This window comes from Streptomyces sp. NBC_00019, from assembly GCF_045041015.1.
GTDB lineage: Bacteria > Actinomycetota > Actinomycetes > Streptomycetales > Streptomycetaceae > Streptomyces.
On record NZ_CP108302.1, the window covers coordinates 859,660 to 881,882 of the forward strand.

20 protein-coding genes and 5 pseudogenes are annotated in these 22,223 nt (G+C 69.9%); 9 read left to right on the forward strand and 16 right to left on the reverse strand.

Annotated elements, in window-relative coordinates; all coding sequences use genetic code 11:
• Positions 1–202: 202 nt before the first annotated feature.
• Positions 203–838, reverse strand: a pseudogene (locus tag OHU89_RS04240) (sigma-70 family RNA polymerase sigma factor); the annotation flags it as partial.
• Positions 839–901: 63 nt separating this feature from the next.
• Here OHU89_RS04240 and OHU89_RS04245 point away from each other — a divergent pair.
• The 3 genes and pseudogenes from OHU89_RS04245 to OHU89_RS04255 all read left to right on the forward strand — a co-directional run.
• A pseudogene (locus OHU89_RS04245) lies at positions 902–1,207 on the forward strand (carboxymuconolactone decarboxylase family protein); the annotation flags it as partial.
• 125 nt (positions 1,208–1,332) lie between these two features.
• Positions 1,333–2,775: a sensor histidine kinase gene (locus OHU89_RS04250; protein ID WP_405654300.1), complete on the forward strand. Its 1,443-nt coding sequence runs from the start codon at positions 1,333–1,335 to the stop codon at positions 2,773–2,775.
• Positions 2,776–2,782: 7 nt separating this feature from the next.
• Positions 2,783–3,460: a response regulator gene (locus OHU89_RS04255; RefSeq protein WP_405639928.1), complete on the forward strand. Its 678-nt coding sequence runs from the start codon at positions 2,783–2,785 to the stop codon at positions 3,458–3,460.
• Between the two features lie 36 nt (positions 3,461–3,496).
• Here OHU89_RS04255 and OHU89_RS04260 read toward each other — a convergent pair.
• A pseudogene (locus OHU89_RS04260) lies at positions 3,497–4,141 on the reverse strand (phosphatase PAP2 family protein); the annotation flags it as partial.
• A 145-nt stretch (positions 4,142–4,286) separates the two neighbouring features.
• Between OHU89_RS04260 and OHU89_RS04265 the strand changes: the two are divergent.
• Together OHU89_RS04265 and OHU89_RS04270 are read left to right on the forward strand one after the other, a co-directional pair.
• Entirely contained in the window at positions 4,287–5,843 is a 1,557-nt protein-coding gene (locus OHU89_RS04265; protein WP_405639930.1) for a serine hydrolase, read from the forward strand.
• A gap of 114 nt (positions 5,844–5,957) precedes the next feature.
• A complete protein-coding gene (locus tag OHU89_RS04270; protein ID WP_405639932.1) occupies positions 5,958–6,137 on the forward strand; it encodes a hypothetical protein in 180 nt (59 codons plus the stop codon).
• 18 nt (positions 6,138–6,155) lie between these two features.
• Here OHU89_RS04270 and OHU89_RS04275 read toward each other — a convergent pair whose 3' ends face one another.
• Positions 6,156–6,824, reverse strand: a complete 669-nt coding sequence (locus tag OHU89_RS04275; RefSeq protein ID WP_405639934.1) for an HAD-IA family hydrolase — start codon at positions 6,822–6,824, stop codon at positions 6,156–6,158.
• A 126-nt stretch (positions 6,825–6,950) separates the two neighbouring features.
• Between OHU89_RS04275 and OHU89_RS04280 the strand changes: the two genes are divergently transcribed.
• Both OHU89_RS04280 and OHU89_RS04285 read left to right on the forward strand, forming a co-directional pair.
• Positions 6,951–8,015: a nitrous oxide reductase family maturation protein NosD gene (locus tag OHU89_RS04280; RefSeq protein WP_405639935.1), complete on the forward strand. Its 1,065-nt coding sequence runs from the start codon at positions 6,951–6,953 to the stop codon at positions 8,013–8,015.
• Positions 8,016–8,058: 43 nt separating this feature from the next.
• Entirely contained in the window at positions 8,059–9,123 is a 1,065-nt protein-coding gene (locus tag OHU89_RS04285) for a methyltransferase (protein ID WP_405639937.1), read from the forward strand.
• A 90-nt stretch (positions 9,124–9,213) separates the two neighbouring features.
• Here the strand turns inward: OHU89_RS04285 and OHU89_RS04290 are convergent, their stop codons facing one another.
• The 11 genes from OHU89_RS04290 to OHU89_RS04340 all read right to left on the reverse strand — a co-directional run bounded on the left by OHU89_RS04290 (position 9,214) and on the right by OHU89_RS04340 (position 19,634).
• The gene (locus tag OHU89_RS04290) at positions 9,214–9,546 is read right to left on the reverse strand and encodes a TcmI family type II polyketide cyclase (protein ID WP_327714910.1); all 333 of its coding nucleotides are present in this window, start codon (positions 9,544–9,546) and stop codon (positions 9,214–9,216) included.
• A 20-nt stretch (positions 9,547–9,566) separates the two neighbouring features.
• Complete coding sequence (locus OHU89_RS04295) at positions 9,567–10,046, reverse strand: SRPBCC family protein (protein WP_405639939.1); 480 nt, start codon at positions 10,044–10,046, stop codon at positions 9,567–9,569.
• 1 nt (position 10,047) lies between these two features.
• Positions 10,048–10,305, reverse strand: a complete 258-nt coding sequence (locus tag OHU89_RS04300) for an acyl carrier protein (protein WP_405639941.1) — start codon at positions 10,303–10,305, stop codon at positions 10,048–10,050.
• 58 nt (positions 10,306–10,363) lie between these two features.
• Positions 10,364–11,614 carry a ketosynthase chain-length factor gene (locus OHU89_RS04305; protein ID WP_405639943.1) on the reverse strand — a complete coding sequence of 417 codons (1,251 nt, stop codon included), beginning with the start codon at positions 11,612–11,614 and terminating at the stop codon, positions 10,364–10,366.
• Positions 11,611–12,879: a beta-ketoacyl-[acyl-carrier-protein] synthase family protein gene (locus tag OHU89_RS04310; protein ID WP_405639945.1), complete on the reverse strand. Its 1,269-nt coding sequence runs from the start codon at positions 12,877–12,879 to the stop codon at positions 11,611–11,613. Before OHU89_RS04310 ends, OHU89_RS04305 begins: the two co-directional genes overlap by 4 nt.
• Positions 12,876–13,337, reverse strand: coding sequence for a cupin domain-containing protein (locus OHU89_RS04315; RefSeq protein ID WP_266897511.1), 462 nt, complete (start codon positions 13,335–13,337; stop codon positions 12,876–12,878). The genes OHU89_RS04310 and OHU89_RS04315 overlap by 4 nt, the downstream gene beginning before the upstream one ends.
• A gap of 65 nt (positions 13,338–13,402) precedes the next feature.
• Complete coding sequence (locus tag OHU89_RS04320) at positions 13,403–14,560, reverse strand: SchA/CurD-like domain-containing protein (protein ID WP_266897509.1); 1,158 nt, start codon at positions 14,558–14,560, stop codon at positions 13,403–13,405.
• Positions 14,561–14,722: 162 nt separating this feature from the next.
• Positions 14,723–15,382, reverse strand: coding sequence for a class F sortase (locus OHU89_RS04325; protein ID WP_405639947.1), 660 nt, complete (start codon positions 15,380–15,382; stop codon positions 14,723–14,725).
• 122 nt (positions 15,383–15,504) lie between these two features.
• A complete protein-coding gene (locus OHU89_RS04330) occupies positions 15,505–16,056 on the reverse strand; it encodes a hypothetical protein (protein WP_405639949.1) in 552 nt (183 codons plus the stop codon).
• A 214-nt stretch (positions 16,057–16,270) separates the two neighbouring features.
• Positions 16,271–17,941, reverse strand: coding sequence for an FAD-dependent oxidoreductase (locus OHU89_RS04335; RefSeq protein ID WP_405639951.1), 1,671 nt, complete (start codon positions 17,939–17,941; stop codon positions 16,271–16,273).
• Between the two features lie 292 nt (positions 17,942–18,233).
• Positions 18,234–19,634 carry an NlpC/P60 family protein gene (locus OHU89_RS04340; protein ID WP_405639953.1) on the reverse strand — a complete coding sequence of 467 codons (1,401 nt, stop codon included), beginning with the start codon at positions 19,632–19,634 and terminating at the stop codon, positions 18,234–18,236.
• Between the two features lie 249 nt (positions 19,635–19,883).
• Here OHU89_RS04340 and OHU89_RS04345 point away from each other — a divergent pair, with 249 nt between their 5' ends.
• Complete coding sequence (locus OHU89_RS04345; RefSeq protein WP_405639954.1) at positions 19,884–20,288, forward strand: antibiotic biosynthesis monooxygenase family protein; 405 nt, start codon at positions 19,884–19,886, stop codon at positions 20,286–20,288.
• Positions 20,289–20,352: 64 nt separating this feature from the next.
• Positions 20,353–21,012 (forward strand): class I SAM-dependent methyltransferase, encoded by a 660-nt coding sequence (locus OHU89_RS04350; RefSeq protein ID WP_405639955.1) that lies wholly within the window; start codon positions 20,353–20,355, stop codon positions 21,010–21,012.
• 49 nt (positions 21,013–21,061) lie between these two features.
• Here OHU89_RS04350 and OHU89_RS04355 read toward each other — a convergent pair.
• A pseudogene (locus OHU89_RS04355) lies at positions 21,062–21,481 on the reverse strand (PP2C family protein-serine/threonine phosphatase); the annotation flags it as partial.
• Positions 21,480–22,205, reverse strand: a pseudogene (locus tag OHU89_RS04360) (STAS domain-containing protein); the annotation flags it as partial. The pseudogenes OHU89_RS04355 and OHU89_RS04360, both read right to left, overlap by 2 nt.
• Positions 22,206–22,223 lie beyond the last annotated feature (18 nt).

Genomic DNA, 22,223 nt, shown 5'->3' on the forward strand with positions numbered 1-22,223 from the left:
ATGCACAAGCTATGAGACCCGTGCGCGAGGACGCCACTGGTTAAGCAACAGCAGCGGCCACTGACGCGCTGCCCCCGGCGGTTCGGGCAAGAACGCCCCGTGAGCCCCGCACCGCGAGACATGCGACTGTCTCGGCAGGCACTCACGCCGGATCCGGCAGGTTCATCAGCGCGAGCTTGGCCGGGTCGGTCGCGACCGTGATTGGGGTGTCGACGGTCAGTTCCACCTCGGGGTCCAGTAGCCGCAACAACTCCTCGAAGTCGCCGCGGCGAGCCGCCGCCAGGAAGGCTCGGACCACCTCTCGCTGTTCCCTTCCGACGCCGGTCGGCCGCTCCATCGCCTGCACCTTCCTGCGGGCGCGACTGGCGAGCATCTTGGTTGCGGCGGTGGATTTGCCGAGGATCTGACCGATCTCGTCGAACGGCACCGCGAACAGGTCGTGCAGCACGAACGCCAGCCGCTCGCTCGGACCGAGCGACTCCAGGACGACGAGGAGCGCGAGTCCGACCGAGTCGGCGAGTACCGCGTCGTCCTCGGGGGCGGGATGCTCGTCGAGCGTCACCACGAACTCGTGCAGGCTGTCGTCGTAGGGCGCCTCCGGGCGGGTCTGACGCGATCGCAGGACATCGAGGCTGATCCGGCCGACCACCGTGGTCAGCCACCCGGCGAGGTTGTGGATGGTCGCCGTGTCCTGGCGGGAAAGGCGCAGCCAAGCCTCCTGGACCACGTCCTCGGCATCGGCGTGCGACCCGAGCATGCGGTGGGCGACCGCCCGAAGCCGGTCGCCCTGGGCCTCGAACATCGCGGCCATCGGGTCCGTCGGGCTGGTGTCGGACATGTTGTTACCTTCCTCGGCGCTGCTCCGTCATGGGTGATGACGTGCCCGAAGGGGCGCAGGTAACCTTGCGTCTTCGCCTCGGTCGAGTCGGCGAAGAAGGCCGGTGAGACGGAGGAGCGGCTGCACAACGTGGTCGCGTGGCGCGAGACGCCGTTCTACACCGAGGAGGAGCGGGCGGCCCTCGCTCTGGCCGAGTCCGCCACCCGGCTCCAGGACGGCGCACCGGGCGTGACCGACGAGGTCTGGGACGCCGCCGCCGGCCACTTCAGCGAGGAGCAACTGGGGGCGATCACCCTGGAGATCGCGATGCCCAACTTCTTCAACCGGGTCAACCGCACGACCCGAGAGCAGGCCGGCAAGACCTGGTGAGGCGGGCAGCGGGGGGACCTTGAAGCACCGCTCGCCGGTTGCCGGTTGCCGGTTGCCGACGCAGATTGGACTTTCGGCAGTGTCGGACCGCTCCCGATGTCCGTACCGTCACCTCCGTGGACAGCATGGTGATCAACAGTGGGGCCGGAACGGCCTTGTACCGACAGCCCCTTGCCCCCGGGGGCCTTCTGACGGCGGGCGCGATGACGGCTGCCGGTCTGAGCATGGTGAACCTGTGGTGGGCCGTCCCCGCTGCCGTCGCCGCGTTCCTGGCCGGGCGACGGCCCGGACGGATGGCACCGACCGTGCTCGCTCTGGTCGGGCTTCTCTCGGCCGGGGTGGTGGCGCTGTCCGTCGTGCCCGCTTGGCTGTCATTGGCGGGCCGGTTCGTGACCGTCGTGGTGGTCGCCATGATGGTGCCCTGGTTCGCGGGCCGGTTCTGGTGTCACTATCAGCAGCTTGTCCAGGCCGGTTGGGAGCGCGCGGGGCAGCTGCAACGCGAGCAGGAGTTGGTGCTCGAGCGGGCCCGGCTGCGCGAGCGGGCACGTATCGCGCAGGACATGCATGACGTACTGGGCCATGACCTCAGCCTGATCGCCCTGTCGGCCGGCGCCCTCAAGCTCGCGCCTGACCTGGCAGAACAGCATCGAAAGGCGGCAGGTGACATCAGGGCCAGGGCGGCGGCCTCGGTGGAGCGTCTCGGCGAGGTGATCGGTGTTTTGCGTGAGGAGGGCGTCGACACGCCGCCGGACCCTGACGGCGCCAGTCTTGCAGGCCTGATCGCAGAGGCCTCCGCGGCCGGGCTCGCTGTGAAGCTCCGCACCGACGGCACGGCGGACGACCTGCCACCGGTGGTCGAGCGAGCGGTTCATAGGGTCGTGCAGGAAGCGCTGACCAATGTCGCCAAGCACGCGCCCGGCGCGACGGTGACCGTCCAAGTGACGCATAAGGCAACGGAGTCGGAGGTCGTCGTGGAGAACGGGCCGCCATCGTCCGCGGTCGACCCGCATCCCCGGCCCCGGAGCGGCGGGCATGATCTCATCGGTCTCGACGAACGGGTGCGACTGGCCGGCGGGTCGTTCGACCATGGTCCGCGCGACGGGGGCTATGCCGTCGGCGCACGGCTCCCGCACGCGCCGTCGTCAGCGTCAACGCGGCTCCTTGCACCCGCGGTCTCTCGGGCTGACGAGGAGTTGCCGCAGGAGCATCGCCGTGCCCGGCGCCGGGCCGGCCGGACCCTGGTGGCTGCGGTCATGGTGCCGCTGGTGGCGGGAGCGGTGCTGAGCGGAGCGCTCACGGGGTGGGAGATGCTCTCGGCGTCCCGATCGGTCCTGGAACCTGGTGACTTCGCGCGTCTGCGAGTGGGGCAAGATCGCTCCGAGGTGGAGCGTTTCCTCCCCGCGCGGCAGACGAACCACCGACCGCCGACGGCCGAGCCGACAGGAGACGGCACAACGTGCGAGTACTACGCCATAACGGCCGACCGGTTCGACGACCGGTCCGGCGACGCGTACCGGCTCTGCTTCCGGGACGGCATCCTGGTGTCCCGGGACACTCTCACCCCGTGAGGGTCCGATGATCCGGGTGCTGATCGCCGACGACGAGCCGATGATCCGGGCGGGAGTACGCGCCGTTCTCGCCTCGGATCCGGGCATCGAGGTCGTCGCCGAGGCAGGTGACGGACGCGAGGCCGTGGAGCTGACCCGGCGTCACCGCCCCGGGGTGGCTGTGCTGGACATCCGTATGCCGGGGATGAACGGCATCGACGCGGCAGCGGAGATCCGCAGCACCTCGCCCGGCACGGGCGTGGTCATGCTGACGACGTTCGGTGAGGACGACTACATCCTGCGGGCCCTGGGTGGTGGCGCTGCCGGCTTCCTGATCAAGTCGGGCGAACCCGAGGAACTGATCACCGGGATCCGGGCGGTTGCCGACGGTGCCGCCTACCTGTCACCGAAGGTCGCGGCCCGGGTCGTCGCGCACCTTGCCGCGACGGGCGCGGGCGCTCTGGCCGGCCGGCGCGCCGTCGCCCGCGCCCGGGTCGACTCCCTGACCGCCCGGGAACGGGAGGTACTGGCCTTCCTCGGCAGCGGCCTGTCCAACGGGCAGATCGCCCGGCGGCTGCACGTGGTGGAGGGGACCGTGAAGGCCCATGTGAGTTCCCTTCTGGGAAGGCTGGGCGTCGACAACCGGGCCGCTGCCGCGGTCGTCGCCCACGAGGCCGGGATCGTGCCCCCGCCGAACCAGCCGTGATGCCGCCCGCTGCGCCGACGGCAGGAACATCAGCAGTACGGCCATCACCACCGTGGCGCCACACATCGCGCCGGCGAGCACATCGTGCGGGTAGTGCACCCCCACCATCACACGCAGCAACGCGGCGACCCCGGCCAGCGACAGCGTGACCGCGGCAAGGCGCGGCCGTAGCACGCCCAGGCCGACGGCCATCCCGGCGGCCAGGGTGGCGTGGTTGCTCGGGAAGGACCAGTCCCCCGCGCCGGGGCACTCCGCGACGAGGCCGACCCCGGTGCGCAGCGCACGGCACGGTCGCTCCTCGTCCACCACCAGCTTCACGGCCTCGCTCACCGCGTAGGCCGCGACGGTGCCGAGCCCGGTCAACACGGATCCGGCGACCCCTCGCGCATCTCTGCGACGCATTGCTGTCCACCACGTCCAGGCCAGCAGCATTCCCAGAATCACCAGCGTGCCCTCGGTGGCTGCTTCCAGGAGGGGGCCCAGCCACGACGGCGCGTCCGCCACCGCCCGCGTCACCGACCGGTACCCGGACGCCGATGCCCCACCCGTGACCTGGACGGCACCGGCGTCACCCAGCCCACCCGGCGAGAGCCAGACGACCGCACCCGCCCCCGCACCCAGGACGCCCCAAGCCCCAAGCAGCCGACCAGCTCTGATGTTCCGTCGCGGTTCTTGTTCCATGGGTCCTGAACGTAGAAGCGCGGACAGCCACGAACCCGAGCCGAACGGCAACAGCGACCCCTGCCGATCGTCAGGGTTGACAGCTCCGCCGACACCAGCAGCGGCTGCGCGCGACAGACCTCACCGAAGGTATTTCAATGGAAGGGTGAGCACTCTGCGATGGATTGCCGCAGCCGGGCTGACGACGCTGCTGGGCGCCATGGCACCGGGACCTTCTCCGCCCCCGGCCCAGCCTCCGCCCCAGCTCGACGACGCAGAGGTCCAGCGCGCCGTGGACCAGCTCGACGGAGTGGTCCGGGCGGCCATGAAGCGCACGGGGACACCCGGCGTGGCCGTCGCCGTCGTCCACGACGGCAAGGTCATCCACCTGAAGGGCTACGGCGTACGCAAGGCCGACGAGAAAGCAGCTGTCGACGCCGACACCGTCTTCCAGCTCGCCTCCGTCTCGAAGCCGATCGCCTCCACCGTGGTCTCCGGAGCGGTGGGCGTCGAGGGCTGGGGCGAGCCCGTCGCCCCGAACGTGCCGGACTTCCGCCTCAAGGACCCATGGGTCACCTCACACGTGACGGTCGCCGACCTCTTCTCGCACCGAAGTGGCCTCCCCGACCACGCCGGCGACCTCCTCGAAGACCTCGGCTACGACCGCGCGTACATCCTGTCCCACCTGCGCTACGAGCCGCTCGCGCCGTTCCGCGCCAGCTACGCCTACACCAACTTCGGCCTGACGGCCGCCGCCCAGGCCGTCGCGGACGAGAAGGGCGTCTCCTGGGAGAAGCTCGCCGCCGACACCCTCTACAAGCCGGCCGGCATGAACTCCACCAGCTCCCTCTTCGAGGACTACGCGAAGGCCGCCGACCGCGCCTGGGGCCACGTCAAGACGGCCGACGGCGACTGGAAGGCGGAGCTCGTACGGGATCCGGACGCACAGTCCCCCGCGGGCGGCGTCAGTTCTTCTGCCCGGGACATGGCGACGTGGCTGCAGCTTCAGCTCGCTGACGGCAAGCTCGACGGCAAGCAGATCATCGACGCCGAGGCCCTGGAGCGCACCCACTGGCCCGAGTCCGTCGCCTCCCCACCCCACGCCCCGGCCGGCCGGACCGGCTTCTACGGCCTTGGCTGGAACGTCAGTTACGACGACGAGGGTCGGCTCAGGCTGTCGCACACGGGAGCGTTCGCGTCGGGCGCGCACACCAACGTCACGATGCTGCCCGGCGAGCAGCTCGGCATCGTCGTCCTGACCAACACCTCACCGGTCGGGGTCGCCGACGCCGTCGCCCTCGACTTCTTCGACATCGCGCAGGAAGGCAAGATCAGTCGGGACTGGATACCCCTCGTGGACTCGGTGTACCAGCAGCAGGAGGACGCGGGCCGGTCCAAGACCGACTACGCCCACCCGCCCTCCGATGCCGCGCCCGCGAAGGCTGCCGACACCTACACCGGCACGTACGACAGCGACTACTACGGTCGGGCCCAGGTCGTCGCCGACGACAGCGGTGCTCTCACGCTCCGTCTGGGGCCCGAGCCCCAGTCGTACCGGCTCACGCACTACGACGGCGACACGTTCAGCTTCGAGACCGCGGGCGAAAACGCGGTCGGCCCGACCGGGGTCTCCTTCGCCCCGAACGGGAAGTCCTTCACCGTCGAATACCTCGACAGCGAGGGACTGGGCACCTTCACCCGTACCGACGCCACGGCCAGGTGACAGTGCGCCCATCAGCGGGGAGTTAATCAGGTCACAATCGGTCGTGTTTTCCTGCGACTTGGGGGCACCCGGACGGCAAGTAGACGACGAGCCCCCGACGAAGGGACGGTCACCTTGCTGGCCATCATTTCCGCAATCCTGTTCTTCGTCGCTTTCCTGATCAACGCGGCCGAGATCTCCACCAACGACGCTTTCAGCTCAACCAACGTGATGCTGCTCGGGCTCACCGCCCTGGCCCTGCATCTCGCGGGTATCGGCACCGGATGGCCCGCACGAGGCGGCCGCAGGCGCTGATTTTCCACCGACCTGAGCCTACTGACGGTGATGCTCTGACCGCATGGCTTGCACCTGTCCGAGCAGTGGTGCGAGCACCGTGCGCAGTTCGTCGAGTCGGCGGTAGTGGAGGGCAGCCATTCCTGCGTCCCGGGCGGCCGTGACGTTGATGGCTGTGTCGTCGATGAACAGGCATCGGCCGGCCGGGGCCCCGACGCGTTCGGCAGCGATCCGGTAGACCCGGGGATCCGGCTTCGCCACGCCGATGCGGGCGGTGTTCACCACCGTGTCCGCCACGGCATCCAGTCCCTGGCGGGCGAGGTCCTCCTCCAGTCGGGTGGTTCCGTTGGAGACCAGGGCCACCGAGGCGACGGTCCGGACCTGGCTGAGCAGGGCGACCAGTTCGCGGTCCACTGTCGGGACAAGTGCCGACCAGGCAGCCACGGCGGCGCGGGCACGGTCCCGGGATCCGCAGGTCCTGGCAAGGTCGACGGCCACGGCGGACCGCCATTGTTCATCCGTGAGCGCCCCAGTTACGGCCGGGTGGACGCGAGCAGGCGCGAAAGCCGCGGCGGCAAGGGCACCGGAAGGCAGTCCGTGACGGTGCTCGATCCCGTCGTGAGCGGGCCAGTGGCGCAGTACGCCATCGACGTCGACGAGCACGGCCGCGTACGAAGTGCCAGTGCTGGACTGCCAGTTCTTGGTCATGCTCGCAGTCTGCTCTGCCGCGCCGCACCAGGAACCTGGCGTCGGCAACCGAGGAAGGCGCCATGACACGCCGCCGGATGGGCTATCGAGACCATTCGCGGACTATTGGGTCATAGCGTGCAGAATATGATGAAACTTCATATCGCCTACCTGGCGTGCGCGACAGCGATCACCGGGGTGGGGCTCGCTGCCGCTCCTCCCGCTGCTGCAGACCACCAGATGACCCACGTGGTCTTTCCGGGGGAGTCGATCCAGACGGCGGTGGACGCCGCCGATCCAGGAGACACCGTCCTCCTGACCCCCGGCACCTACCGCCAGAGCGTCAAGGTGACTACGCCCGACCTCACCCTGCGCGGCATGGGCCGCAGCACCGTCCTCAAGCCGGCCACGACCAAGGCTGCCGACAGCTGTGGCGAGGGCGGCAACGGCATCTGCGTGGGCGGGAAGAAGGACAAGAACGTCAAGGGCGTCACCGTCGCCTCCCTGACCGTGACGGGCTTCGCCAAGGCCGGAGTGTTCTCGGTGGGAACCGACGGACTGACCGTGCAGAACGTGACCGCGGTGAAGAACGGGGTCTGGGGCATCGCTCAGGAACGTTCGGTCCGCAGTGTGTTCCGCAAGAACACCGCCCGGAACAACGGCGACGCCGGCCTGTTCCTCGCGAACACGGTCGGGTCCGACGAGGGCGCCGCGGACACCGAAGGAACGGTGGTCGAACGCAACCTCCTGGAAGGCAATCGAGTCGGCCTCACCGTCCGGCGGCTGCGAAACCTCACCGTCGCGCACAACCAAGTCATCGGCAACTGCGCGGGCGTCTTCGTCGTGGGCGACGAGAACGCGCCGAGGGCCGGCGCCCTGACCGTGCGCGACAACCGCGTCGCGCGGAACAACAAGTCCTGCCCGAAGACCGCGCGGCTCGAGGCTCTGCAGGGCTCCGGCATCGTGCTGACCGGAGCCGAGGACACGCTGGTGACGAGGAACCGGGTCACGGGCAACGCCGGCCCTTCCTCGCTGTCGGGCGGCATCGTCCTGTTCAAGAGCTTCGTGGGCGCCACCAGCGAGCGGAACCGGATCACCGACAACGTGCTGAAGGACAACGCCCCGGCGGACCTCGTCAACACCGACACCGGCGAGGGCAACACCTTCCAGGGCAACTCCTGCCGGGCGTCCAAGCCCGCGGGACTGTGCTGACGGCCGTGGAGTCGCTCATGAACTCGAAGAAGAAAGGCGGCACATGACGACTGCGCAGACCACCAAGACGTCACCGGCCACCCAGCCCGCACAGGCCGCACCGCCGCCGTCCATGCGGCTCAGGGAGCTCGTGTTCGGTGCGGCGTGTGCGGCCGCCCTCCGCGCGGCCACTCGGCTGCGGGTCGCCGACGCCCTCGGTGACAGCCCGCTGGCCGTGGAGGACCTCGCGGCCGCGGTGAAGACCGAACCCAAGCCCCTACGACGGCTGCTGCGCGCCCTGTCCTGCTACGGCATCTTCGCCGAGCGGCCGGACGGGACGTTCACACACACCGACATGTCCCGGCTGCTGCGCGAGGACGATCCGCACAGCCTGCGCGACATCGCGCTGTGGTGCACCGAGCCGTGGACCTGGGACGCGTGGCCGAGGCTGGACGAGGCGGTGCGCTCCGGCCGTAACGTCGTAGAGGATCTGTACGGCAAGGAGTTCTTCCCCTACCTCAACGAGGACGCCCCCGAATCGGCCGACGTCTTCAACCGTGCCATGACGACCTCCAGCGTGCAGTCCGCGCGGGACGTCGCCCAGTTCCTCGATCTGTCGGGGGCCACGTCGGTCGCCGACATCGGCGGTGGCCAGGGGCATGTGGTGGCGAGTCTGCTGGAGAAGTACCCCTCGCTCCACGGCACTCTGCTCGACCTGCCGCGCGTGGTGGACAACGCCGACCCACGGCTGCGGGCGGGAGGCGCACTCGCGGACCGGATGCGCCTCGTGCCCGGTGACTGCCGTACGGCCGTCCCGGTCCGGGCCGATGTCTACGTCATCAAGAACATCCTGGAGTGGGACGACGACAGCACGACCCGCACGCTGCGCAACGTCATCGAGGCGGGCGGTCCCGGATCGCGGGTCGTGGTCATCGAGAACCTCGTCGACGACACGCCCTCCATGCGGTTCAGCACCGCCATGGACCTGCTGCTGCTCCTCAACGTGGGCGGCGCCAAGCACACCACCGCCAGCATGGCGGGCAGGCTGACGGAGGCGGGCCTGGTCATCGACGACGTCAGCCCGGTCAATCCCTATCTGCACGCGTTCGACTGCACCGTCCCCGGGTGACCACGTCCCCTGGGCAGCTCCCGCACGAACCGCCGGTCGCCGGGCACGCGAGGATTGCGTGCCCGGCGACCGGCGGTTCGTGCGGGTGGTTCAGGAGGCGGCGTCGCGCTCCCAGGTGTAGAAGCAGCGCGCCATCGCGTCCTTCGGTGAACGCCAGGTCGCCGGGTCGTACGCGGTGACGTACGCCGACAGCCGTTCACTGATGTCCCGGAACTCGGGGCGACCGGCCGCCTTCGCGATGGCGGGCCCGGGGTCCCGCTCCGACTCGATGAGGTGCAGGTACACGTCGTCGAACTGGAAGAGGCTGCGCCGGGCGACTCCCACGAGGTGCGGCAGTTCCCCCCGGTCCGACTCATCGAACACCTTGGCGATGTCGAGGGCCGACTCCGGTGCCATGCGGGCGACGATCAGGGTTTGGTGCATCGTCCTGTCCTCCGTCCCGGTCAGTCGGAGAGCATCGGCGCGGGCCGGCGTTCCGTCGCGGCCTGCTCGATGCGGTCCCGGATCAGGGCCATCTGGACCTTGGAGTTGCGGTTGATGTTGTCCGTCATCCAGTCGTCGTCGACCGGTGCGTCCGGCTTCATCGCGAAGTCCTGGGTCCACACCATGCGGGTGCCTTCGCGTACCTCTTCGTACTCCCACACGATGTTCATGTAGGCGAAGGGTCCGGTCTCCACGCGGCGGGCCCGCACGCTGAGCGTGTCTCGGTCCGGCTCGCGCTCCGAGACCCAGCTCCACACCTTGCCGTTGTCGTCGGGGTGCATGGTCAGCCGGAAGGTGGTCCTGTTCCCCTCCTGGGAGAGGATCTCGGCGGAGGCGTACTCGCTGAACAGCTGCGGCCAGTTCGCCACGTCGTTGGTCAGGTCCCAGACCAGGTCGAGCGGCGCGGCGATGGTGACCTCGTTCTGCGTGTGCCCGGCCATGTCAGGCACCCGCCAGAAGCGCGCTGTTGACGAGATCGAGGAACTGCCGGGGGTTCTTGCTCTTCTCGGCGTCGGGAGGCATGGGTGTGCCGTACCGGTTCTCCAGCTCGCCCACGATGCCGAGCAGCGCGAGGGAGTCGATGCCGAAGGCGTCGAAGCCGGTGTCGTACCGCTGCTGGAGTTCCTCCGGGGAGACGGTGACTCCGGCGGACTTCTTCATGAGCTCGGCGAGCTCCTCCACGGTGATTCGGTCACTCATGCGGTTTCTCTCCCTGCTTCGTGTCGGGTGCTGTGTGATGGATGCTCGCGATGCCTCGTCACGAGGCGTCGCCGGCGCCGAGCCGTAGCACGAGCGCCGAGTTCGACCCCATGAGTCCTCGGCTGAGGACCAGCGCCGTGCGCAGTTCGGCGGCGCGGGCACGGGAGGTCACGAGGTCGAGTTCGTGGCAGATGTCGAAGACGTTGGGGGTGGGCGGAATCAGACCGTGTTCCAGCGCGAGCACCGCCGCGGCGACGTCCAGAACGGGCGCCGCCGAGTAGCTCCGGCCGATGGCCGTCTTCGGCGCCGTGACGGGGACGCGACTGCCGTGCGCGCCCAGGGCGTCCGCGATCGCCAGTGCCTCGGCCCGGTCCGCCTCCGGTACGCCGAGGGCATCGGCGAAGACCACGTCGATCTCCTCGGGGGCGCAGCCGGCCTCGTCCAGGGCGCCCCGGATGGCCTGGGCCAGCCCTTCCCGGGACTGCTCCCAGCGGGAGGCGCCGGTGAACGTCGCCGCGTAGCCCGCCAGGGTGGCCCGCACGGGCGCACCCCGTCGACGGGCCGAGGTCTCGGCTTCCACGACGAGCATGGCGCCGCCCTCGGCGGGCACGAATCCGCAGGCCGAGGCGGTGAACGGGCGGTAGGCGCGCTCCGGGTCGTCGACGGCGCTCAGCTCCTCGTAGCCGAGCTGGCAGACCATCGAGTAGGGAGCCAGTGGCGCCTCGGTCGCACCGGCCACCATCACGTCGGTGCCGCGCCGCACGGCCCGCGCCGCATGCGCCAGGGCGTCGAGGCCGCCGGCCTCGTCGGCGGCGACCACACCGCAAGGGCCCTTGAAGCCGCGGCGGATGGAGATCTGGCCGGTGCTCGCGGCGTAGAACCAGGCGATGGACTGGTACGGCCCGACGAAGCGACTGCCCTTGTCCCACAGCTGCTGCAGCTCCCGCTGCCCGAACTCGCCGCCACCGGAACCGGCCGCGGTGACCACGCCCACGGAGAACGGCGCGGCGTCCGTCTCGGTCCGGTCGAGGCCGGCGTCGTCGAGCGCCTGGTCGGCCGCGGCCATCGCGAAGTGTGTGAACCGGTCGGTCTGGACGAGGTAGCGCTCCTCGACCACGGTCGGCGGATCGAAGTCCCGGACCTCACCGGCCACTCGTAGCGGCAGGTGCCCGCATCCTTCCCGGGTGATCCGGTCCAGGACGCTGATGCCCTCCCTGGTCGACTTCCAGAAGGTCTCGGTGCTGGTTCCGTTGGGCGCGACCAGTCCGATTCCGGTGATGGCCGCGCGCCGAGGATGCGGTTCGCTCATCGTGTCTTCTCCCTCGGCAGGTTCATGATCACCGCGGACTGGAAGCCGCCGAACCCGCTGCCCACGGAGAGCACACTGTTCAGTCTTCGCTCGCGGGCGACGCGCGGGACGTAGTCCAGGTCGCACTCGGGGTCCGGGGTCTCGTAGTTCGCGGTGGGCGGGACAACCTGGTGGGTCAGGGCCAGCGCACAGGCCACGACCTCGATCGCGCCGATCGCGCCGAGCGAATGGCCCACCATGGACTTGATGGAGCTCATGGGCGTGTCATAGGCGTGCGCGCCCAGGACGCGTTTGACCGCGGCCGTCTCGTGCCGGTCGTTCTGCTGGGTGCCCGATCCGTGCGCGTTGACGTAGTCGATCGCCGTGGCGTCGAGCCGGGCCTGGTCGAGGGCGTCCTCGATGGCCCGGGCCATCTCCAGGCCGTCGGTGGTCAGACCGGTCATGTGGTAGGCGTTGCCGAAGGTGGCGTAGCCGCTGATCTCGCAGTACACGTGCGCGCCGCGGGCCAGCGCGTGTTCCAGCTCCTCCAGGACGAGTACCGCGCCGCCCTCCCCCATGACGAACCCGTTGCGGTCGGCGTCGAAGGGCCGTGAGGCGTGGGCCGGGTCGTCGTTGTTCGGAGAGGTGGCCTTGATCGCGTCGAAGCAGGCCATGGTGATCGGTGAGATCGGCGAGTCCGAGGCGCCGGTGATGCACACGTCGGCCCTGCCCTCCTCGATCGCGTGGAAGGCGTACCCGACCGCGTCGAGTCCCGAGGTGCAGCCGGTGGAGACGGTCTGCACCGGCCCGCGTGCCTCGAACCGCTCCGCCACCGCCGAGGCGAGTGTGCTGGGCGAGAACGCCCGGTGCAGATGCGGGCGGGACTCCCGGTGGTCCACGTCCCAGCGCTTGCCGCGCTCGCTGACCAGTACGTAGTCGTTCTCCAGCCGGGTGGTGCCGCCGACCGCGGTGCCCAGGGAGACCCCGACGCGCCACGGGTTCTCCGCCGCGAGGTCGAGGCCGGAGTCCCGTACGGCCTCCTCCCCGGCGACCAGGGCGAACTGGATGTACCGGTCGCACCGTGCGATCTGCTCCGCGTCCAGCCCGTGGGCCACCGGGTCGAAGTCGCACTCGGCGGCGATCCGCGAACGCAGCCCGGACGGGTCGAAGAACGTGATGCCCCGTGTCGCCGTACGCCCGTTGGACAGGAGATCCCAGAACGCCGGTATGCCGATGCCGTCCGGAGCGACGATGCCCAGGCCAGTGACCGCCACGCGCCTCGTCATGAACGGACCTGAGATCGCTCGGCCGTCCGTCCCGCACCCCCGTGGGCCGCCTCCACCACGATCGGTACGCCGTCGGCGTCCTCGGTGTCGACATGGCCGAGCGGCGGGCTCGGGGCGAGCGGGCCGAGGTGGAAGACCATGCGGGCCTCCACCTTGCCGACGTTGCGGAAGCGGTGGCGCATGTGAGTGGGGATCAGGAGCCCCTGCTCGGGCTGCAGCGGGTGAGGCTCACCGTCCAGGTCCACCTCCAGTTGCCCGCACAGGACGTAGATGAACTCCTCGGAGTACGGGTGGTAGTGCTCGGCGATGCGGTCGCCGGGCTGGATGATGGCCACGCCCATGAAGCCGCTGGTCGAGCCGACGGTGGTGGGGGTGAGCAGGGCACGCAGGTCGCCACCGCGCCGAGTGTTGGGCTCGACCTCGCTGACATCCACGATTCCGGGATGGCGGTTGTTCACGACGTTCCTCCGAACATGTGCAGCATCGACAGGGGGCGTGGCCGTCACGGCCCAGGTGCCGGCAGTCAGGCGTCGGGCGCGCGACGGTCGGTGACGAGTTCCATGCGCGAGACCGTGAGGAGGCGAGCGGGGGCGCCGTCCTTCAGCGCCGGAGCGTCCGCTCCGAGGGCTCCGCCGTCCAGGAGTTCCGTCAGCTCGGCCGCCTGGGTGCGATCCGTGAGACCGAACACGGGACTCGGGTCGGTGTCGAGGCCGCCGCGCACGTCGACCAGCCGTACAACGACGTCGTCGCGCTGGAAGATCGTGCTGCGCAGCACCGGGCCGTGCGGATCGTCCGCCGCGGCCTCGTCCTGGCGGGCGAGCAACTCGGCCAGCCGCATGCCGCAACCCTCACGGGCCGGGTAGTACAGCGCGTGCCGCACCGCGTCCGGACTCTCCTGGCCTGCCGTCACATGGTGTACGGCGGGCAGCGCCGCCCGGGTGAAGAAGACCCGGGCGGACTCGGGGTCGTCGAGGTCCCTGTCCTGCTCCAGATAGGGGTTGATGGCCTCCTCGACGGCCCGCACCTCGGGCTGCCTGGCGACGTGGCGCAGCGCGGCGAGCAGGTCGCCCCGCACCTCGATGGCCCGGACCACCCGGTTGCCGTGCATGAACAGGGAGGTGCGGCACAGTTGGGTGGTGTCGTCGACCCGCGGCTCCGGTGACGTGTACCCGGCCAGGATCTTGGCCACCTTCTTCTCGCTGCCGGGCTTGACCGTGAAGGTGAGCGCGTGGCGGATCAGCCCGTCGCCGATCCTCGGTGCCACCTGGAGGCGACGCGTGCCGGGCTCGGTCTCCGCCGCCGGACCGCCGGTCTCGCGGACGATGTGGAAGCGAAGCGACCTGGTGTCGCGGACGCAGCTGTGCAGTGGCTCCACCATCCGCACGTGTTCCTCGCTGTTCACCCAGGTGAGGAAGGGCGGGGCGCTTTCCCACTCACTCGTGATGAGCCATTGGGAGGGATTCTCGATGGACTGGCACAGCTGGTCGCTGACATGCCCGGGGACGGACGCGACTTGGTTGCACAGCTGCTCGTACGCCTCCAGGAACTGCTGCTGGGCACCGTCGTAGACGTCCACCAGCAGGACTACGCGAAGCGGGGAGCCGTCGAACACTGACTGGGAGACGCGTTGCGCCGCCTGTCGCATGAGAGTTTCCGGAACACGTTCGGACGTGGTGGTCATTCTGCGCACATCTCCTTCGCGAGGGCAGAAGCGGACGGATCTCAGCCACGTCGATGAGACGCCGACGTGCCTCGATCTCCTCGATCCTGATCCCGCTCCCACAGGCGCGCGACTCGTATGCCACTGCCCGGGTGACCGACCGCCAGGGAAGGCAGGGCCGACTCAGACGAGGTGAGCGAAGACCACCAGGTTGTCCGTGTAGTCCCTGACCGTGCGGTCGTAGTCACCCGCACAGGTGATGAGCCGGACCTGTGCCTGGGCCGTGTCGGCGTACACGCGCCGGCTGGGGAAGTTCTCCTTGTCGAACGTCTCCACGCTGTCGACCACGAAGGACGCTTTGCGCCCGTCGGCTCGTCTGACGTGGAAGACGTCCCCCTTCTCCAGTTCGCCGAGGTCCGCGAAGACGGCCGCCGACGTCGCCGTGTCGACGTGCCCGGCGATGATCGACGTGCCCGCCTCTCCGGGGGACGCTCCCTTGGCGTGCCAGCCGACGAGGTTGGTGTCGGCGGCCGGGGGCGGCTCGAGCTGTCCTGTGCGGCCGATGGCGAGTTCCATGAAAGGGGCGTCGACGGAGATCTTCGGAATGAGCAGGCGTACGGGCCTCGATCGCGGCAGATGCTTCGCCGCGGGCTGTGCGGCCGGCGGAGCCGCCGCGGCGGTGTGAGCGGGCCGCGACGGGCGGGGGGCGTCGGACGACGCGGTGTCGGACGCGGTGTCATTGCCGCCGAGCAGGCTGATGGCCAGCACCAGGGCGGCCACGGCGCCGATCACCATCACCTTGGTACGGGAAGGGTTGTCTGCGGGGGACGGGGGAACTGCCATCGGACACCACCTCACCAGGGCACGGCAGCAAATCGGACGAGGGACGGAGCACGGGGAAAGCCGGCGGGGCCGCCACGCTGCACGGGCGTGGCGGCCACAGCGGCTATCGCATCCGGCATGGGTCAGGCCACGCTTCCGGCGGTCTTCTTGCGGCGCACCGAGTACAGACCGGTTCCGAGCACCGCCAGGACGGCCAGCCCACCCGCGGTCACGGCAGGCGAGGCCAACGCGCCGCCTCCGGTGTGCATTCCGCCGCTGGGCTTCTCCTCCTTGCTCCAGGAGTCGCCGCCGTCCTCCTTGCTCCAGGAGTCGCCGCCGTCCTCCTTGTTCCAGGAGTCCTCGTCCTGCTTCCCGCTACCGGAGTCCTTGCCCTGCTCCTTGTCCTTGTAGGTCTCCGGGTCGAACTTGGGGTCCTTCGCGGTGTCCGAGCCGTCCGCGTTCACCGCGGTCAGGGCCCCACCACCGGTGTGCATGCCACCGCGCGGCGAGTCCTGGCTGCTGTCCTTGCCGTGCTCCTTGCCGTGCTCCTTGTCGTGCTCCTTGTCGTGGTCCTTGCTGTAGGAGGAGTCCGTGTGGTCCTCCCAGTCGTTCCCGGCCGCATAGGCGCCGGGAGCGCCGAGGACGAGGACGGTCGAAGCCGCCGCGGTGGCCAGGAGCATGCGAGCAGAGTGCATCTGACGTTCCCTCCGTCGGGGGACGGACAGCTGGCACTTCGTCAGCTGATGTGACCCGCCCTCGACGTGATCCACCGTCAGTCAGCTGACCTCCCGTCACAACTCAGGACGATCACACGGGTGAACCCGCACAGATCCCGGCGGAACGAAGTCACGACCGCGTGACACGGCCGGCCGACCCCGTCGAGGGGTCGGCCGGCCGTGTCTTCCGAGGTCAGACCGCTGCCAGCAGCGTGGTCAGGACATGGCGCAGTGCCGACTCGGCGTCCGGGTCCGGCCCTGCGGACCGCCAGGCCACGAACCCGTCGGGCCGGACAAGTACGGCGCCGCCGCGCGCCGTTCCATGGACGGCCGACCAGTCCGTGTCGCCCTCGGGCGTCAGCTCGGCATCGGAAGCGCTGCCCACCCGGTACGAACTCAGTGGGACGGACATGTCTTCGGCGAGCCGAATGGCGGCCTCGTGCCAGCCACTCGGGTCATCCGCGTCGCTGAGCAGCACGAACGACCGTTCGTAGAGATCCAACGTGGAGATCCGCTCACCTCGGTGACGTACCGCCAAGTGGGGAGCCCTGCTGCCGGGTTCACCGGACAGATCGAAGCGTTCCGGTACGACCGGAGCCGCGGGGTCGGTGCCGACGACGGCGCCCTGCGGATAGCGGTAGCCCAGGACCACGTTGAGGATGCCGCGCTGCGGGCCACCTCCACCGCCGCCACCGCCCATGCCGGGCGGCGGGGCGAACCCGGGGTGGCTGTGCTCGACCGAGCGTGCGGCGGCGCGGGCACTGGTCGCCTCGGCCACCGGGCGCCGCTCGGCGTCGTAGGTGTCCAGCAGCCCCTCCCCCGCCCATCCGCCGAGCACCGCGGCCAGCTTCCACGCGAGGTTGTGCGCGTCCTGGATGCCGGTGTTGGAGCCGAAGGCCCCGGTGGGGGACATCTCGTGGGCCGAGTCACCGGCCAGGAAGACCCGTCCGGTCCGGTAGCTGCGGGCGACCCGCTGGGCGGCGTTCCACGGAGCCTTGCCGGTGACCTGCACGTCGAGATCGGCCACTCCGACCGCGCGCCGGATGTGCTCGGCACACCGCTCGTCGGTGAACTCCTCCAGGGTCTCGCCGCGTTCCGGGTGCCAGGGAGCGTGGAAGACCCAGTTCTCCTGGTTGTCCACGGGCAGCAGCGCGCCGTCGGCCTCCGGGTCCGTCAGATAGCAGACGATGAAGCGGCGGTCGCCCACGACATCGGCGAGTCGGCGGGACCGGAAGGTGATGCTGACGTTGCTGAACAGGTCACCAGGACCGCTCTGGGCGATGCCGAGTTGCTCGCGAACGGGGCTGCGGGGGCCGTCCGCCGCGACGAGGTAGTCCGCGCGGATGGTGGTGTGCTCGCCCGTCTCCCGGCTCTTGACCACCGCGGTGACGCCGGAGGGGTCACTGTCGAACGACAGCAGTTCGGTCCCGTACCGCAGATCACCGCCGAGCCGCTCGGCGTGCTCGAACAGCACCGGCTCCAGGTCGTTCTGACTGCACAGACACCACGAGCTGGGGCTGAAGCGGGCCAGCGCGCCACCCGCGTCGATCTCCTTGAAGAGCCACTCGCCCGCTTCGCCGACCAGAGTGGGCGTCTGCAGGATCCCGTGGTTGTCGTCCAGTGTGGCGGCGGCCTCCCGGATCCCCGGCTCGATGCCGGCCGCCCGGAACAGCTCCATCGTTCGGACGTTGTTGCCGCGCCCACGAGGGTGAATGGAAGTGCCGGCATGGCGCTCCACCAGCGTGTGCCGTACCCCCAACCGGCCCAGGAACAGCGAGGTCGACAGGCCGACGAGGGAACCGCCGACAATGAGGACCGGGACCTGGTGAGTCGTGTGGTTGGCTTGATCGTCTGTTTGATTCATGGCTCGCCTCCAGCGCGTCGTGTCCGTCGACTCGGCCGGGTACGGCCGCGAGCCTCATCCATGCCCCGCGCTGCGATCACAGGCCCAAGCTTCACCCACTCAACTCGCCCGGTTCGCCGAGTCGGCGGACACATACACGGACCGGGACCTGACGTGCCGTGAGGACGCCCTGCTCACCGGCGATCTGACGGGGCCGATGGTGTTCGGTACGGAAGCCGCGGCGACCTACCGCCTGGGCGGTGGCCGCTCAGGACGACTCGAACGACCGATATCAGCCGACAGGAACGGGGCGTCAGGCCGGGCGGACCGCGCCCTTGATCGCGGACTGGCCGGCGAAGAACACCGACTCCTCACGGATGGTCGCTCCCGGGCCCGGGGCGTGAACCATCATGCCGTCCCCGCTCCAGATGCCCACGTGGCTGAGATCGTCGTGGAAGAAGACCAGGTCTCCGACCCGGACGTCGGCGAGAGAGATCTGCACCCCCATTCCCGACTGTGCTTGGACGGTCCGGGGCAGCGTGACGCCCGCGGCCTTCCACGCGGCCTGGGTGAGACCGGGCGCGTCGTACGATCCCGGCCCGACCGCGCCCCATACACAGGGCCGACCGATCTGCGCGCGAGCGAAGGCGATCACTCGTTCGGCCTGGGTGCTGTGGCCCGGGTCCGCCGACAGCCAGGATCCGCCGTAGGCAGCGGACGCGAGGGGGGTGGAGGGAGCTTCGGGTGCCGTGTAGGTGACCGGTGCCGTCGGGGCGGCGGCCACTGGCGGTGCGGCGTAGGCGTAGGCGGGTGCGGCGGCCGTCTCGATGGGCGCTGCCGGGGCAGGGGCCGCCAAGGCGAACGCAGGGGCGGTCGGCAGGCCGGCGCCATAGGTCGCGGTGGTCACGTCGGCCGGTGGGCCGGCGGTGTAGGCAGCGGTGGGATCGGCCGGCAGAGCCATGGCATACGTTGCGGTCGCGTCGGTCGCGGGACCGGCACCGTACGTCTCCGCTCCGAGCGCGGGAAGCTCCGCCTGGTAGGTACCCACAGTGGGGTCTGGGGCGATTGGCCATGTCGCGGTGGGCTCCGGGGCGGTCGCCGAGGCCGGCTGGTACAGCGGCCACGCCGCCCCGTCGCCGCCGAGGACCGGCTGCGCTCCGGTGTGCCAGGCGCTCTCGTCCACCCTCGGCTCGCTTGCCGCGGCCGGCTCGACGGGTTGGGCGGGCAGCTCCGGAAGGAGTCCTGCGGTCGGTGCCTGAGCTGATCCGCCGGTCAACTCCCGTACAGCGCCCGTGGGCGCCTTGGGCGCTTCGAGGGCGAGGGGTTGCGCGGGACGTTCCGTCGGGCGTGCGGGTCGTGCCTGCTGGGGCGCGCGGTCGGGACGGGCGGGCATCCTTCTCTCCGGCTGCGATACCGGCACGGTCGGGCCCAGCTTGGCGCGTGCGGCGTCGAACCACTGCCGGGCAAGGGCTCCGACCGCGGGCTGCATGTCGTCCTCGGACCGGTCGCGGCCGCCCGCACCCCGCTGGCGCGGGATCGCGGCGGCGCGGGTCGCGTTGAAGGTGCCTGTGTCGCTCTCGGCCCGGTCGTAGAGGCTGTCGATCTTGCGCCGGACCTCGTCGCGGCTCGGCCCCTCGCCCTCCCTTGGAGCAAGGGAGTTGTCCCTGCCCGAGAAGGGGGTCACTTCGGGGGGCGAGGTTCGTTCCGGCGCCATGGAAACGGCACTCCTTCCGTACGAGAGTGCACGAGACCACCTAGCGGAGGGAGTCGTGCAGACAGTAACCAACTTAGCCAACTTGTGAGCCTTCCGTGAAGATCGAAGCACTAAATGCCCGATATGCTTCTGTGACCTTCGCCCCTCCAATTCCTCCCTCACTGCGATCCCCTGAGCGGCTGTCAGCTGCCGCACCCGTTCAGGACAGACACCGGATCTTTGGACGCGCCCCAGCCCTACAGTGACGACATGAGCCATGACTCCGAGGCACCTGTCACGCCCGTCCAGGCCTTCGAACCCCCCTACTACGTGGCTGTCTTCACTACGGTGCGAACCCAGGACATGAGCGGCTACAGCGACACCGCCGCACGCATGGAAGACCTGGTCAAGGAAGTCCCGGGATACCTGGGGATGGACCAGGCCCATACCCCTGGCGGGCTGTCCATCACCGTCGGATACTTCCGCGACGCCGACGCCCTCACCCAGTGGCGAACCAACTCCGAGCACCGCGCGGCGCAAAAGCGCGGGCGCGCCGAGTGGTACCAGAGCTACAGCCTGCATGTGGCCAAAGTGGAACGGAGCCACGCGTTCACGCAGGCGGAAGGCACACAGGGCCCGACACCGATGATCGTCCGCCCGGGATCAGGTTCATGAACGTCGTTTTGCCGGACCGGCAACAAGAGTGGCAGCCATGGGCGCGGTCCGAGACCGTGGGCTCGTGACCGACAACATCGCAGCAGGACCACACACCGACGGATACCTCGGAGACCCCGCCGTGCGGGCAGAGTGGGACCACCGTTACGCCGACCGACAACAGCTGTGGAGCGGCCGGCCCAACGGTGCGCTCGTGGCCGAGGTCGCCGGCCTCACTCCCGGGCGCGTGCTCGACATCGGCTGCGGCGAAGGCGCGGACGCCGTCTGGCTCGCCCGCGGCGGATGGGACGTGACCGCGCTCGAGGTCTCCGGCGTGGCACTGGAGCGGGCGGCCGGGCACGCCCGGGACGCCGGCGTCGCCATTCACTGGGTCCACGCCACACTCACCGAGGCAGCGCTCCCGCCGGCCTCCTTCGATCTGGTCTCCGCGCAGTACCCGGCACTGCTGCGCACCCCTGACGCCGCCGCCGAGCGGGCACTGCTCGCCGCCGTCGCACCCGGCGGCGTACTGCTGCTCGTGCACCACGCGGGGATGGACACCCAGCACGCTGACGACGGCGGCTTCGACCCGGCCGACTATGTCTGGCCCTCGATGGTCGCCGATCTCCTTGACGACGACTGGGAAATCGAGGTGGACGAGCAACGGCCGCGCGTAGCGCCCGACGGCGGCGCCGGCGCGCACCACACCGACGACCTGGTACTGCGCGTACGCCGACTGCGCTGAGATCCTCGCTCACCAGCAGGAGCATCAGACGGGGCGACCGGCATGACTGTCAGACGATGGCGTGCTGCGCGACATGGCACAGCAGCAGGCATACGTCGTCGTCGCGTTCGGAGTCGCCCAGGAGCGGGTCCAGAACGCGGTCCGCCGAGCCGTCCAGGTCCTCCAGTTCCGCGGGTCCGAACGCCGCGAGTGCGTCCGCGAGGCGGGCGATGCCCGGATCGATTCCCTGAGCGCGGCGTTCGACGAGGCCGTCGGTGTAGAGGGCCAGGGTCGAGCCGGGCGGGAGGTGGACGGTGTGGTCTTCGATCTGCTGGTTCAGTGGGATGCCCAGCATCGCGCCGGGCTTGGCGTCCAGCGTGTGGACCTGGCCGTCGGGAGTCCGCAGCACCGGCGGCGGGTGACCTGCGGCCGCCCAGGTCAGGGTGGGCTCGTCGGGGTGGAAGCGGGCGATGACGGCGGTGGCGTACAGCGCCCATCAGCCGGGCCGCCGCCACCGTCTTCATCAGGTGCTGGGCCACGAACGAGTCCACGGTGGGGACGCCGGTGATGTCGAGGATCGCGAAGCGGGCGTGCTGGTCGACGATGGCCTCCAGCAGCGTCTCCATGACGACCTGGCTGCGCGCGCTGTCCAGCGTGCCGATCAGCGGTACGCCCACGACGCCGTCCCACAGCTTGATCACGGGGGTGGCCACCTTGAGCAGCTGGAGCTGTTGCCGCTCGATGAGTGCCTGTCCCTCGGACAGCGCCGTGTCCAGCACAACCAGCCGCAGTGTCCCCATCAGCACGGTGAGCGCGGTCGTGCACTCGCGTACCTGCTCGGCGGCTGTCTCCGGAAACTCCTCGACGAGGAAGTCGGCGACGGGCGGGCGCAGGGCGTCCACCTCTGCCGACACCTGGGCCATGGTGATCCCGGCGCGGGAACGCGCGGCGGCCATGCGGGCCAACTGCTCGCGCACGACCGCGAATCCGGTGGCATCCGTGTCGTACACCCGGTCCGATTCGGCGACTTGGGCCAACGCCTCGATCACTGTCCGGGCCGCCTCCACAGCCTCGTCCCGCGAGAGGGTGAACACGCTGCGGAACAGCGGCTCGTCGGCCCAGCGCTGGGCGATCCGTTCGCGATGGCGGTACAGGAAGTCCCCGACCACCTGCGCCGACGAACCTCGCCGTACTGCCGCTTCGTGCTCCGGCACCTGCTCTCACCTCATCCG

What these genes read in the sequence shown, in the direction of transcription:
- OHU89_RS04250 (WP_405654300.1), top strand. Translation starts at nt 1,333, where the DNA reads ATGGTGATCAACAGTGGGGCCGGAACGGCCTTGTACCGACAGCCCCTT.
- OHU89_RS04255 (WP_405639928.1), top strand. Translation starts at nt 2,783, where the DNA reads ATGATCCGGGTGCTGATCGCCGACGACGAGCCGATGATCCGGGCGGGA.
- OHU89_RS04275 (WP_405639934.1), bottom strand. Translation starts at nt 6,824, where the DNA reads ATGACCAAGAACTGGCAGTCCAGCACTGGCACTTCGTACGCGGCCGTG.
- OHU89_RS04280 (WP_405639935.1), top strand. Translation starts at nt 6,951, where the DNA reads ATGATGAAACTTCATATCGCCTACCTGGCGTGCGCGACAGCGATCACC.
- OHU89_RS04285 (WP_405639937.1), top strand. Translation starts at nt 8,059, where the DNA reads ATGACGACTGCGCAGACCACCAAGACGTCACCGGCCACCCAGCCCGCA.
- OHU89_RS04290 (WP_327714910.1), bottom strand. Translation starts at nt 9,546, where the DNA reads ATGCACCAAACCCTGATCGTCGCCCGCATGGCACCGGAGTCGGCCCTC.
- OHU89_RS04295 (WP_405639939.1), bottom strand. Translation starts at nt 10,046, where the DNA reads ATGGCCGGGCACACGCAGAACGAGGTCACCATCGCCGCGCCGCTCGAC.
- OHU89_RS04300 (WP_405639941.1), bottom strand. Translation starts at nt 10,305, where the DNA reads ATGAGTGACCGAATCACCGTGGAGGAGCTCGCCGAGCTCATGAAGAAG.
- OHU89_RS04305 (WP_405639943.1), bottom strand. Translation starts at nt 11,614, where the DNA reads ATGAGCGAACCGCATCCTCGGCGCGCGGCCATCACCGGAATCGGACTG.
- OHU89_RS04310 (WP_405639945.1), bottom strand. Translation starts at nt 12,879, where the DNA reads ATGACGAGGCGCGTGGCGGTCACTGGCCTGGGCATCGTCGCTCCGGAC.
- OHU89_RS04320 (WP_266897509.1), bottom strand. Translation starts at nt 14,560, where the DNA reads ATGACCACCACGTCCGAACGTGTTCCGGAAACTCTCATGCGACAGGCG.
- OHU89_RS04325 (WP_405639947.1), bottom strand. Translation starts at nt 15,382, where the DNA reads ATGGCAGTTCCCCCGTCCCCCGCAGACAACCCTTCCCGTACCAAGGTG.
- OHU89_RS04330 (WP_405639949.1), bottom strand. Translation starts at nt 16,056, where the DNA reads ATGCACTCTGCTCGCATGCTCCTGGCCACCGCGGCGGCTTCGACCGTC.
- OHU89_RS04335 (WP_405639951.1), bottom strand. Translation starts at nt 17,941, where the DNA reads ATGAATCAAACAGACGATCAAGCCAACCACACGACTCACCAGGTCCCG.
- OHU89_RS04340 (WP_405639953.1), bottom strand. Translation starts at nt 19,634, where the DNA reads ATGGCGCCGGAACGAACCTCGCCCCCCGAAGTGACCCCCTTCTCGGGC.
- OHU89_RS04345 (WP_405639954.1), top strand. Translation starts at nt 19,884, where the DNA reads ATGAGCCATGACTCCGAGGCACCTGTCACGCCCGTCCAGGCCTTCGAA.